This window comes from Protofrankia sp. Cj3 (genome assembly GCF_917627355.1).
Classification (GTDB): Bacteria; Actinomycetota; Actinomycetes; order Frankiales; family Frankiaceae; genus Protofrankia.
Genome location: NZ_CAKJTR010000073.1, coordinates 1 through 12,241, shown reverse-complemented (window position 1 = coordinate 12,241; position 12,241 = coordinate 1). Strand labels below are relative to the sequence as shown.

Sequence of the window (12,241 nt, the reverse complement as noted above, 5' to 3'; positions counted from 1 at the left end):
GGCTGTGGTCCCGCTGGCTGTGGTCGGGCTCAGGGCGACGGCGTCGGCATCCGCATCCCCGATGGGCAGCAGATCGCCGCCGACATCCTCGAGACCGGCCGAACTGGACTCGACCGGCGCCGCGTCACCTTCGTCCGGCCTGTTGACGTCTGGTTTCGGCCGACCGCTGATGACGGAGGCGGGTACCGCCGCGGTGCCCTGGGCGATCGGCGCCAGCCGCTGGCGTATCTCGGCCGCCTCTGGACGCTCCGGCGCGGGCCGGTCGAGCAGATCGGTGAGCAGGCCACGCAGTGGGCCGGCGAGCCGGAACGGACGCCTGCGTCCCTCCACCACGGCGGTGAGAACCGCGTACGTTTCCGGTCCTTCGAACGGAGGCTGCCCCTCCACCGCCGCGTACAGCGTGGCGCCGAGCCCCCACAGGTCGCTCGAGGGAGTACCGGAGGAGCCGCGGACCCGCTCGGGGGCGATGTAGGCGGGCGAGCCGACGAGCGCGCCTGTTCCCGTGAGCGTAGAGTCGCCATCAGTGGCCGCAATTCCGAAGTCGGTAAGCCGGACATGGCCGTCCCGGCCCAGCAGTACGTTGCCGGGCTTGATGTCGCGGTGCAGCACACCCGCGGAGTGCGCGGCGGCGAGCGCGTCAACGAGAGTGAGGCCAATTGCCGCGACCCGCGCTGGTGGGAGTGGGCCGTTCGCGCGGATGACCTCTCCCAGGCTGTCCGCGTTGACCAGCTCCATGACGATCCAGTGGCGTTCGGCTTCCTCAGCCACGTCGTAGACGGCGACAATCGCCGGGCTGTGCAGGCGGGCCAGCGCGCGGGCTTCGCGCAGCACCCGCGTTCGGATCGCGTCGCGCTCGACCTGGGTTCCGGCAAGTGGAACGAGGATCTCCTTGATCGCTACTGGGCGCTGGAGAAGTTCGTCCTCGCCGCGCCAGACGACACCAGCGCCACCACGACCGATTGGAGTATCCAGACGGTAACGTTGAGAGACGTATCGGGGTGTGTTGTGACGCGAGGAGTCTCCGGGCGGCGTCGGTCTGGACATCCCCTTAAGTCTCGCAGACGCGTCGCCGGATGCGCTGGCCACCCTTGCCCAGCGCGGTCCGTTGGTCACCGCTCATGGGCCTGGCCGGAACGTCGAGAAAAGCCGCCACATCAACGGAAGATCGGCTGACCAGCTGGCGTCGGACGTGGACCAGTACAGCGCGTAGCCATGGCCGTTACGAACAATTCCGCGATTGAGAACATGAACTCTTTTGCCGCCGGAGGTGTAGAGGAATTCCCAATCCGCCTGGATGGAGCCGTCTCCGCCGTCACTCGGCGTGATCCGCACGCGTTCGTAGTTCGTCAGGCGCGCGCGCAGGTCGCCTTCGTGTGCCTGCCAGTCCGCCAACGCGGATGGATTTGCCTGCGCCGCGGTGTCGACCCGCAGGTAGGCACCGGTATCCGGATTGATGAAGTCGATTCGTTCGGTGCCACCAGCTGGATGCTGCTCCCAGCCCGGTGGGTAGGCGACCGACCAGCCGGAGCGTCCGCTGTAGGACTGCCAGCCCGCGGGCGGCGTTACCGGGGCCGGGGCCGTCGGCACCAGCCCCGGATCACTGACCACCGCGCCACCGGTTGGTGGCGCCGCGTTCGTGGCGGCCGGAGCCGACGTCACGGGCGTCCTCAGCGGGGTCTTGGCCGTGCCGCTGAGCACCGCCGCCGGATTGGCGCTGCCGGTCGGGTGGTCCGCGCCTGAGCCCAGGCCGAGCAGCGCGGCCGAAGTGAGGGCCGCGCCCACGATGAGCGTCGCGGCGATGATGGCGATGAGCAGCCGGAGCCGCTTGCCATCCGATCGGGGAGCCACCGTCGGTATCGGGCCGGGAGCGGCCGGGGCGGCCGTGTTCACAGCCGCGCCGGCCGTTGCCGTTTCCGGCTGGACCGGGATCGCCATGATCGTGGCCGGTGCCGTGCCGGTATCCGTGGCCGCTATCTCGTGCTGCTCGTGGTCCTGTTCCTGCTCGTGGTCCTGGTCCTGGTCCTGCTCCTGGCGGAGGGCCTGGGGGCTGACCGGACGCCTTGCGGACTCGCGTTCACCGACCTGCCGCAGACGTTGCCTGGCCCGCGGCAGGGACGGGCGTGCGGATGGCTTCGCCGCCATGAGGTCGTCGATGATCGGCGCAAGGGCACCGGCGAGCCGGAACGGCTGGCGCCGTCCGTCGACGATTGCGGTCAGCGTCGCGATGGCGCTGTCGGACTCGTACGGCGGCCCTCCCTCCACAGCGGTGAAAAGCGTCGCGCCGAGCGCCCAGATGTCGCTGCCGGGTCCGCCCGTTCCGCCGCGAGCCCGCTCCGGAGCTATGTAGGAGGGCGAGCCGAGAAGAACGCCGGTCCGAGTCAGCGTCGGGTCTCCGGCGGACAGCGCGATGCCGAAGTCGGTCAGCCGGGCCCGCCCGTCAGCGCTGATCAGTACGTTGGCGGGCTTCACATCGCGATGGACGATTCCGCTGCGGTGCGCGGCCTCAAGGGCGTAGCCGAGGCTGATGCCGATCCGGGCGACCCGTTCCCGGGGCAACGGCCCGGACTCACGGATGATGTCCGCCAGCGACGGGCCGTCCACCAGCTCCATCACGATCCACGGGCAGTCGTCGGCATCAAGCACGTCGAAGACCGAGACGAGGCCCGGATGGTGCAGGCGGCCGGCCGAACGCGCTTCGCGAAGTACCCTCGTGCGCAGGACCGCCCGCTCATCCGCGGAGATCGACGGCGGAAGGCGGATCTCCTTGACGGCGACCTCGCGCCGCAGCAGCTCGTCCGTGGCCGCATAGACCACCCCGAAGCCGCCACGGCCGAGCTCATCGCCGAGCCGGTAGCGACCACCGATGAGGTGGGGCGGACGCGAGGCATGGCCAGCCTCGGGCGTCGTATCGCGGTCGAGCGACATCCGTCCGTTTCACCTCCTCGTTCCCATCGTCGCGGACCAAGCCAGACTTTGCGGGTACCGCGCTGTATCGGTGAAGCGCGGCGCCGGTGGCCCTCGGTTTCCGTGCGTGTGGCCGCAAAGTCCGTGTGGTCATCGCTTGGTCCACTTCATCACACACCAGAGTGTGGGCTGACGCCCGGTTCCCGCCGAACGGCCCGGGGCCGTTGAGGGCGCAGGCCGTTGCGCCGTCACATGTCCGTCAGGCCATACCGGCGCTGGCGGTTCCGGGCCCATGACCTGGTCGGTTCGCGAGCCGCGGGCACGAGCCCCGGGTGCTGGTGTCACGGCAACAGCCAGACGTACACGCCAGCTGTGAACCGCGGTTGCCGTCCCACCAGAAACGTCACTGTGTCGCGAAGTTCCGGCGCATGCTGGGCCGGGCCGAGTACGACAGCACGCACCCCGAGGCGGATGAAGTCATCCCATGCCTGTGTGATCTTTGCTGGGGTCAGAGCCGGGGCTCCCGCGGACCGGCCCCACCCGATGTCGGTCAATAGTTGTGCCGTCGCGGTCGGCCTTCGCCCACCCATGTAGGCCTGCCCGTCGTCACCCGGGCCGATGAAATAGCCGCCGGGCATCGAGAAGTGGAAACGGGCCGCGGTCTGCCAGAAAAGCGGTGCGGTCTGGACCCCGCTCGGGTACGGCAGCAGCAGCACGGTCGAATTCGCGGGGAGAACCTTGAGCGCGTTGGTGGTGAAGAACGAGGGAACATCAGGCGACCGTTCGACGGAGTATGGCCGTGGGACCAGCGGCAGGACGCATACCGCGGTGACTACGACCGCTGTGGCCGGGCCGCCGGAGCCGAGCCGGGAAGGCAGGAGATCCAGCACGATGGCGAGGATGAGCCCCGCCATCAGCGCGGTGCCGAGAGCAAACCTGTCGGGTAGCGCGGCGTCGAAGACCGGAATACGGGCGACCAGGTTCCACGGTAATAGCAGGCCAGTCTCGACGCCATTGACGAGCAGCGTGCTGCCCAGCGTCAGGACCGCCAGGGCCAGGCCGGTGAGCCCGGCTATGCGTAGTCTGAGGTCACGGAAGCCGAGGACGGTTGCGGAAAGACAGAGGATAAGCAGGGGCCAGCCGAGGTAGCTCATGTACTCCGGTGCGCCGCCCTGAAAGGACGCGGCCCGTCTGACCTGCGTGGCCGATGCCAGTAACTGCCGTGACGAAGGAACGTAGAGACCCGTCAGATCGCTCTTGTAGAAATTAGTGAGAAACGGGCTTCCGTGGCTTCGCGGAGAACCAAGGAACTGAATTCCCAAAGGGATGGAAGTCAGTACGAGAAAAGATGGTAAAGCAATCAGAAAAATGCGCACGGAGTCACCGGAGTGGCGGTGGAATCCTGGCCGGCTCAACATCAGAAAGGTGAGCCCGAGTATAGCCGTCACCGCGGTTATGAACAACACCTCTTCGCCGGTCAACAGTTGCAGGCCAGCGCCCGTGCCCAGCAGGATGCCTTTTCGCAACGGGCGTCCCGTCCGCTGGATGACATCGGTGATCAGGCAGAGCAGCAGCGGGATGGCCGGTGCGAAAACCAGGCTCAGATGGCCGGTGCCGGCCGCCACCAGCGCCGGGGAAAAACCGTACACGTAGCCACCCACGTAGGCTGCCACCGCCCCCACGCCGAGCTTGCGCGCGAATAGCTGGGCGCCCAGGGCTGACAGCGAGAAGGCCAGCACGATCAGCACGTTGTAGGATGCCACCGGGCCGGCGGCGATGGTCAGCGGAGTCAGTAGCAGGCCGGGCGCCAGGACGGATGTGTTCCAGAGCGCGTTTATTCCCTCCGGCGCGTTTGCCAGGTGCGTGATGAACGGGTTCGACAGGCTGGTGACCGCGTGCGCGGTATGCGCGAGCCACCAACAGTACAGACCGGTGTCGTTCGGATTACCCGCGATTATGTTCCGGGTGGGCTCGGACCAGACCCTGCCGGTGAGCCCGAAGGCCAGCAGAAGATAGCTTGCGGCAACTGGCAGCCGCCCTCCCATGCGTTGCCGCCACCCCGGCCGCCCCGGCCGCGCCGAGCCGTCAGCGGCCCGAGGGAACCACGACCGCACAGCCGCCGGTCCGGGGCGCGACACGCCGTCGGTGGTCCCGGTGGGCGGTGATTCCCGTCGCGGCGTGGCGGGCGTGCGCTGAGCGCCGGTCGATGACGCAACGGTGTGCCCGGTCCCGGGCGCGGCCAGCTCGGCGGACCGCTTTTCCATTCAGTCCTCCACCGGCTGCCAGCGGGAAATCGTCGTGGTGCACCGCGCCCCACCGCGCCGGACGGGTGCGGCGCGCGTTGAAGCCGCCCTGCGCTGAGTCACATCCTTGCCTAACCGGGCCAGGATCGTCGCTCAAGCCGACGGGCTGCCTGTTGCCTGCCCGTTCGTCCGGGCCCGCGTCAGTATCCCGATTATGATCAGCGGCATACGAGCAACGGGTACCGGCTGTGAGCGGCTACGGAGAGGCGTCCACATGGTCGAGCCGAGCGGCGGCGGACCCCTGCCGGCGGCGGGCGTTGTCGACTGGGAGCGCCTTCGGGGCGCGGCGATGCGGGTCGCGGCCCGCGCGTACGCCCCGTACTCTCGCCTGCGCGTCGGGGCCGCCGCCGTGGTCGACGACGGCCGTCTGGTCGTTGGGTGCAACGTGGAGAACGCCTCCTTCGGGCTTACTCTCTGCGCTGAATGCAGCCTTGTCGGAGCGCTGTGTTCCTCGGGGGGTGGACGGCTTGTCGCGGTCGCCTGTGTGGATGCCGCGGGTGTCCCGCTCGCACCCTGCGGGCGGTGTCGCCAACTTCTCTACGAACATGGGGGCCCGGATCTCCAGATAGCTCTGGCCGGGGGTCCGCGTTCACTTCACGATCTTTTGCCGGAAGCGTTCGGGCCCGCCGACCTGCCGCCCGGCGGGCCCGGCGGACCGCCGCGCAACGGACGGTGGCCATGACGTTCCATGTCATCGATCTCATCAGGGCGAAACGAGACGGTGGCCGGCTGCCCGACGGCGCTGTGGGCTAGTTGATCCGTTCCTGCGCGGATGGACGGCGGGGCCCGCGTCCACCGGTAGGACATGCGCCCATCCGTGGGGGTGGCGCGGGAAGCGGGGAGCCTGGTCAGGGTGGGTGGAGCGGGTGGCGCGCGGTGGCGGTCAGGCCGCCGTCGCACGCCTGCCGTACGGTCGGGCGATGAACGTGCCCGCCCCGCCACCCTCCTTGGACGCCATCCGCCGGGCACCCAAGGTGCTGCTGCATGACCATCTCGACGGCGGGCTCCGTCCCGCGACCATCGTCGAGCTCGCCGACGCGGCCGGTTACGGCGCACTGCCTACCCTGGCGGTGGACAAGCTCGCGACCTGGTTTCGTGGCGGCGCCCACAGCGGATCACTCGTGCGCTATCTGGAGACGTTCAGCCATACCGTCGGGGTCATGCAGACCGCGGACGCGCTCGCTCGGGTGGCTCGTGAGTGCGCCGAAGACCTCGCCGCCGACGGCGTCGTCTACGCTGAGATCCGGTTTGCTCCGGAGCTGCACGTCGAGCGTGGGCTTGCGCTCGACGCGGTGATCGAGGCGGTCCTGGACGGCCTGCGCGCCGGCTCGGAGGGGACCGGGCTGACGATCCGCGCGCTGGTCACCGCCATGCGCCACGCGGCGCGATCGCTGGAGATCGCTGAAGCCGCGGTCCGATGGCGGGACCGGGGCGTCGTCGGTTTCGACATCGCCGGCGCGGAGGCCGGCTTCCCGCCCACCCGCCATCTGGATGCCTTCCAGTACATGCAGCGGGCTAACGGGCACTACACGATCCACGCCGGTGAGGCGTTCGGGCTGCCCTCGATCTGGGAGGCGCTGCAGTGGTGCAACGCCGACCGCCTCGGTCACGGTGTTCGGATCATGGATGATATCACCGTCAAGCCGGATGGCGACATTACCCTCGGACGGCTTGCCAACTACGTCCGTGACGTCCGGGTGCCGCTGGAGATGTGCCCTACGTCCAATGTCGACACGGGAGCGTGCGCGAGTATCGCCGAGCACCCCATCGGTCTGCTGCGCAGGCTCCACTTCCGGGTGACGGTCAACACCGACAACCGGTTGATGAGCGGGGTGACGCTGTCGAGCGAGTTCGCCAGGCTGGTCGACACCTTCGGCTACGGCTGGCCGGACCTGTCATGGCTGACGGTCAACGCGATGAAATCGGCCTTCATCCCCTTTGATCAGCGTCTCGCCATCATCAACAATGTGATCAAGCCCGGCTTCGAGCGGTTGTGCTCCGGTGGGTAGCCGATCGGCTGATGCCGGTGCTGTGCCGGCCGGTGCTGTGCCGGCCACAGCCGCTGCCACAGCCGCTGGGCGCCGCGGCCGTGTGCTTACCGGTGTCGCGGCCGGGCCGGACGGCTGTCCGCGCTGCCCCTGGGCGCTGTCCACGCCCGAGTACATCGCCTACCATGACGAGGAATGGGGGAAACCGGTCCACGACACCGTCGGTCTCTTTGAGCGCCTCAGCCTCGAAGCATTCCAGTCGGGCCTTTCCTGGCTGACCGTCCTGCGCAGGCGGGAGGCTTTCCGCAGGGCGTTCGCGGGATTTGACCCGGCGGTTGTCGCCGCTTTCGGCCCGGCCGATGTCGAACGGCTGGCGGGGGACACAGGAATCATCCGCAACCGACGGAAGATTCTCGCGACGATTGCCAATGCCAACGCGGTCCTGGCGCTGGGCATGCCATTAGGTGAACTGGTCTGGTCATTTCGTCCCGCGGTCGCGGCGGTACCGGTGGTGATCGCCGATCTGCCCACGTCCACGCCCGAGTCGGTAGCGCTGGCCAAGGCGCTGAAAGCCCGTGGCATCACCTTTGTCGGCCCGACGACAGGCTATGCCCTGATGCAGGCGTGTGGCCTGGTTAACGATCATCTTGCTGCCTGCGTGAACAGGTAGCGGACAGGCTGCTCCGGCGCTGGTACCAGCTGGGCCCGCGGACGCGGACCCGGATCAGGCCGGTTTCCGCTCGATCGTGTACCGCTGGCGGCTCAGTCCGTTCCGCTACCATAGCCGATCATGTCGGACGTAGCGGTACTTGCGATTGTCAGCGTTGTCGTCACCGGCATAGGCGCTCCGGGAATCATGGCGTTGGCGGGCCGGCTGGAGTCGCGGCGGTCGCATCGGCTCGCCATCGGAAAGGAATGCCGTGACACACTCGATTTCGCGGCTGAGCAGTTGACGAGATCCCAGCGGACCACCACGTATTGTATCAGCCTGTGGTCCCGGGGAATTATGGATAACGACGATGAGGCAAGGGACTATCTTCGGTGCCGCAATGAGGCGAACGAGGCGGCCCGCACGGCCTATGGACGGCTGTGCGTCAGGTTCGGCCCGGCCTCGGCCGTCGCGCGGCACTTTGACGAGGCCATCGAGAGTATGCAGCGGCTGACAGACGTGCTGCGAGGCTATCGGGCCGGCGACACCTACGACGCCTGGGTGACCCAGGCCAGCACGGAGTCGGCGGAGCTGACCGCGGCGAACGAGAAGTTTCTCAGCGTGGCCAACAAGGCGATGTCAACCCGCAGACGCGGCCAGGGCACCTGAAAAACTCGGCCAGGACACCTGAAAGCCGGGCTGGACACCTGACGGGCTGGGTCACGCGGGCGGCGGCTATTCGGAGACGGCGGCGAGAACGTCCCGGGTGGCGGACATGCCGAGCCTGGTGGCGCCGGCCTCGACGAGCGCGAGTCCCTGGTCAGCGGTGCGGATGCCGCCGCTTGCCTTGATGCGGCAGCAGGGAACCAGGCGTGGATCCGCCGGATCCGCGGGATCCGGCTGGCCGGCTCGCTCCGGAGGGGATGCTGGTCATGCGTTCCATCATTGCGGGCGGATGCGAGCGGGGGCCATAGCACTGTGCGGGAGGTGAACGGATCGTGCGGGTCGACGTTGTCGAACATCCACTGGTGACGGCGCGGTTGACGGTGTTGCGTGACAGGAGCACCGAACCGCCGGTGTTCCGGGCGGCGCTGCGGGAACTCGCAACGATGTTGATCTACGAGGCCGCCCGGGAGCTGATGACCGTCGGGTACACGGTTGCCACCCCGCTCGCCTCCACCAGCGGTGGCACGCTTGCCACGGCGCCGATCGTCATACCAGTGCTGCGGGCGGGTCTGGGCATGCTGGAGGCCGCGCTCGGCCTGCTGCCCGAGGCGCAGACGGGGTTCATCGGTCTCGCCCGGGACGAGAAGACCTTCCAGCCGCATGCCTACCTGGAGTCGCTGCCGGAGAACCTGGCCGGATACCCGGTGCTGTTGCTGGACCCGATGCTCGCCACTGGCGGGTCAGCGCTGCACTGCCTGCGGCTGTTGGCCGACCGCGGCGCCACCGGCATGATTCTCGTCTGCGCGCTGGTGGCTCCCGAGGGCCTTGCCGCGCTGGACGCGAGCGGTCTCGACGCGCGGGTGGTGACCGCGAGCATCGATGAGCGGCTAAACGACGACGCCTTCATCGTCCCCGGTCTCGGGGACGCTGGTGATCGTCAGTTCGGTGCGGTCTGATCGGTATTCCGGCGAGGTCTGACCGGCATGGTGCGCATTGGCCGATATCAGCGGTGGCGTACAGGCCGAACCGGCGGACGAGCTCGTCGAGCCGGCCGAGCACGGTCGCCGGGCCGTTCAGAGCCTCGTGATGACCGCCGCGAGCAGGGAACCCACCCGCTCGGCGGCGGCGGTGCCGGCGGCCAGCACATCAAGATGGCTGAGCGGCCCGCCGGTCATCCCCGCGGCGAGGTTGGTCACCAGGGACAGCGCCAGCACATCGGCGCCCTCAGCCCGTGCCGCGATCGTTTCGTGGACGGTCGACATGCCGACCAGGTCCGCGCCGAGCGTCCGTAGCATCCGGATCTCGGCCGGGGTCTCGAAATGCGGGCCGGGCAACCCGGCATACACCCCTTCGGTGAGCGTGGGGTCGACGGTACGGGCCAGGTCGCGCAAGTGCGGAGCGTAGGCGTCGGTGAGATCGACGAACCGGGGGCCAACCAGGGGGCTGCGTCCGGTGAGGTTGATGTGGTCGGCGATCAGTACGGGCTGGCCGACGCTGTAGTCCTCCCGGAGCCCGCCCGAGGCGTTTGTGAGCACGATCGTGCTCACGCCGGCCGCGCAGGCCGTCCGGACGCCATGGGTGGTTACGGACATGCCGTGGCCCTCGTAGGCGTGGATCCGCCCCAGGAAAAGCAGCAGGTGACGTCCGCCGAGGGTGACCGAACGGACCCGGCCACTGTGGCCGGGGGCCCGTGGCGGCGGGAAGCCACCGAGCTCGGTGACAGCTGTCTCGCCGGTCACGGTTCCGGCCGCGGCCAGCACGTCTGCCGCGGGCAGCCACCCGGAGCCGAGAACCACGGCGACGTCATGACGCTTGATTCCAGTGATCTCCGCCAGGCGCGCGGCCGCGGCCGCGGCATCGGGCGGCCGTGTGTTCGGCACGGGGATGGTGGGGCACATACGCCGACTGTAGTCGTTGCGTATCGTCATGAAGAACTTTGAAAAATGTTTTTTTGTCCGCTTTCATGTGTATGTGGTACTAATAGTCCGATTCATTGCCATGAACGCTGTTCGCTATGATTTGCCGTGCTGAGTGAGGTGCCGCTCGGTGGGCTGATCGGTGTGCCGTGGGAGCGGCGCGCGTGGCGGCCGTGGGGCGCGCGCCTGGGGGCCGGCTTTCCATACCATCTGGCCATGAGCGAGCGTCTGTCGGAGTCCGGTCAACCGATCAAGCCGGTATACGGCGCGTCTGATTTTTCTGGGGATCTACCGGCGCGTCTCGGCGCCCCCGGTGAGTACCCGTTCACGCGGGGCGTCTACCCGACCATGTATACCGGCAAGCCGTGGACGATGCGGCAGTATGCGGGCTTCGGCACCGCCAGGGAATCCAACGAGCGCTACCACTCGCTTGTCGCCGCCGGCACCGGCGGGCTTTCCGTCGCCTTCGATCTGCCCACCCAGATGGGCTTCGACTCCGACGAGCCGATCGCGCATGGCGAGGTCGGGAAGGTCGGTGTGGCGATCGACTCGATCGAGGACATGCGGGTGCTCTTCGCCGGTATCCCGCTGGACAAGGTCTCCACGTCCATGACGATCAACGCGCCCGCGTCGGTACTGCTGCTGCTGTACCAGCTCGTCGCCGAGGAGCAGGGCGTCCCCGGTTCGAAGATTACCGGGACAATCCAGAATGACGTCCTCAAGGAATACATAGCGCGCGGCACCTACATCTATCCGCCGGCACCGTCGTTGCGGCTGGTGTCGGATACCTTTGCCTACTGCCGCAACGAGATTCCCAAATGGAACACGATCTCGATTTCCGGTTACCACATGGCCGAGGCCGGGGCGACCCCCGCGCAGGAGATCGCGTTCACCCTCGCCGACGGCATCGCCTACGTCCGGGCGGCGATCGAGGCCGGGCTTGCGGTCGACGAGTTCGCCCCGCGGCTGTCGTTCTTCTTCGTCTCCCGCACGACCCTGCTGGAAGAGGTGGCGAAGTTCCGCGCCGCCCGGCGCATCTGGGCGGACGTGATGAAGAACACCTTCGGCGCGACCAGCCCCAAGTCGATGATGTTGCGGTTCCACACCCAGACCGCTGGCGTCCAGCTCACCGCGCAGCAGCCCGAGGTCAACCTCGTCCGGGTCGCGGTGCAGGGCCTCGCGGCCGTACTGGGCGGTACCCAGAGCCTGCACACGAACTCCTACGACGAGGCCATCGCCCTGCCCACGGTCAAGGCCGCGACGCTGGCGCTGCGCACCCAGCAGGTTCTCGCCTATGAGACGGACATCACCGCTACGGTCGACCCGTTCGCCGGCTCCTACGCGGTCGAGGCGCTGACCGACGAGGTCGAGAACGCCGCCCGTGAACTGATGGAGCAGGTCGAAAAGCGCGGGGGAGCGGTCGCCGCGATCGAGCAGGGCTACCAGAAGAGCGAGATCGAGAACTCCGCGTACGCGGTCATGAAGGGCATCGAGGACGGCTCCCGCACCGTGGTCGGCGTCAACCGGTTCCGCGCCGAGCAGGAAGAACACTACGAGCCGCTGCGGGTGGATCCGGCGATCGAGGCAGACCAGTCCGCCCGGCTGGCCAGACTGCGTGCCGACCGCGACAACGCTGAGGTGACGCGCTGTCTGGACGCGCTGAAAGCCGCCGCGCAGGGAACGGAGAACGTCCTTTACCCGCTCAAGGAGGCCCTGCGCGCTCGCGCCACCGTCGGAGAGGCCTGCCACGCCCTGCGGGCGGTCTGGGGGGTGTACCGCCCCGCCGACGCCTTCTAGCCCCGCCGGGCGCGGGGG

General features: G+C 68.3%; 10 protein-coding genes and 1 pseudogene. 6 read left to right on the top strand and 5 right to left on the bottom strand.

All coding sequences use genetic code 11. The annotated features are described in order from the left end of the window. The 3 genes from MJ783_RS12060 to MJ783_RS12050 form a co-directional block, all read right to left on the bottom strand. Window positions 1–1,044 (bottom strand): serine/threonine-protein kinase (locus MJ783_RS12060; protein WP_239310503.1); only part of this gene is annotated, 1,044 nt, incomplete at its 3' end. Between the two features lie 72 nt (window positions 1,045–1,116). Continuing rightward, window positions 1,117–2,925, bottom strand: coding sequence for a serine/threonine-protein kinase (locus MJ783_RS12055; RefSeq protein ID WP_239310502.1), 1,809 nt, complete (start codon window positions 2,923–2,925; stop codon window positions 1,117–1,119). A gap of 320 nt (window positions 2,926–3,245) precedes the next feature. Further along, entirely contained in the window at window positions 3,246–5,168 is a 1,923-nt protein-coding gene (locus MJ783_RS12050) for a hypothetical protein (RefSeq protein ID WP_239310501.1), read from the bottom strand. A gap of 253 nt (window positions 5,169–5,421) precedes the next feature. On the opposite strand from MJ783_RS12050, the gene MJ783_RS12045 reads away from it, so the two are divergent. The 4 genes from MJ783_RS12045 (at window position 5,422) to MJ783_RS12030 (ending at window position 8,513) form a co-directional block, all read left to right on the top strand. Continuing rightward, entirely contained in the window at window positions 5,422–5,889 is a 468-nt protein-coding gene (locus tag MJ783_RS12045; RefSeq protein WP_239310500.1) for a cytidine deaminase, read from the top strand. A 238-nt stretch (window positions 5,890–6,127) separates the two neighbouring features. Next, window positions 6,128–7,216, top strand: coding sequence for an adenosine deaminase (locus tag MJ783_RS12040; RefSeq protein ID WP_239310516.1), 1,089 nt, complete (start codon window positions 6,128–6,130; stop codon window positions 7,214–7,216). After that, a complete protein-coding gene (locus tag MJ783_RS12035; RefSeq protein WP_370651608.1) occupies window positions 7,209–7,865 on the top strand; it encodes a DNA-3-methyladenine glycosylase I in 657 nt (218 codons plus the stop codon). Before MJ783_RS12040 ends, MJ783_RS12035 begins: the two co-directional genes overlap by 8 nt. 120 nt (window positions 7,866–7,985) lie before the next feature. Next, entirely contained in the window at window positions 7,986–8,513 is a 528-nt protein-coding gene (locus MJ783_RS12030) for a hypothetical protein (protein WP_239310499.1), read from the top strand. Window positions 8,514–8,579: 66 nt separating this feature from the next. Here the strand turns inward: MJ783_RS12030 and MJ783_RS12025 are convergent. Beyond that, window positions 8,580–8,696, bottom strand: a pseudogene (locus MJ783_RS12025) (2-deoxyribose-5-phosphate aldolase); the annotation flags it as partial. A gap of 146 nt (window positions 8,697–8,842) precedes the next feature. Here MJ783_RS12025 and upp point away from each other — a divergent pair. Next, window positions 8,843–9,466, top strand: a complete 624-nt coding sequence (gene upp, locus MJ783_RS12020) for a uracil phosphoribosyltransferase (protein WP_239310498.1) — start codon at window positions 8,843–8,845, stop codon at window positions 9,464–9,466. Between the two features lie 117 nt (window positions 9,467–9,583). On the opposite strand, the gene MJ783_RS12015 is transcribed toward upp, so the two are convergent. Continuing rightward, window positions 9,584–10,408 carry a purine-nucleoside phosphorylase gene (locus MJ783_RS12015; protein ID WP_239310514.1) on the bottom strand — a complete coding sequence of 275 codons (825 nt, stop codon included), beginning with the start codon at window positions 10,406–10,408 and terminating at the stop codon, window positions 9,584–9,586. Window positions 10,409–10,642: 234 nt separating this feature from the next. Here MJ783_RS12015 and MJ783_RS12010 point away from each other — a divergent pair, with 234 nt between their 5' ends. Continuing rightward, the gene (locus MJ783_RS12010) at window positions 10,643–12,223 is read left to right on the top strand and encodes a methylmalonyl-CoA mutase family protein (RefSeq protein WP_239345893.1); all 1,581 of its coding nucleotides are present in this window, start codon (window positions 10,643–10,645) and stop codon (window positions 12,221–12,223) included. Window positions 12,224–12,241: the final 18 nt, after the last annotated feature.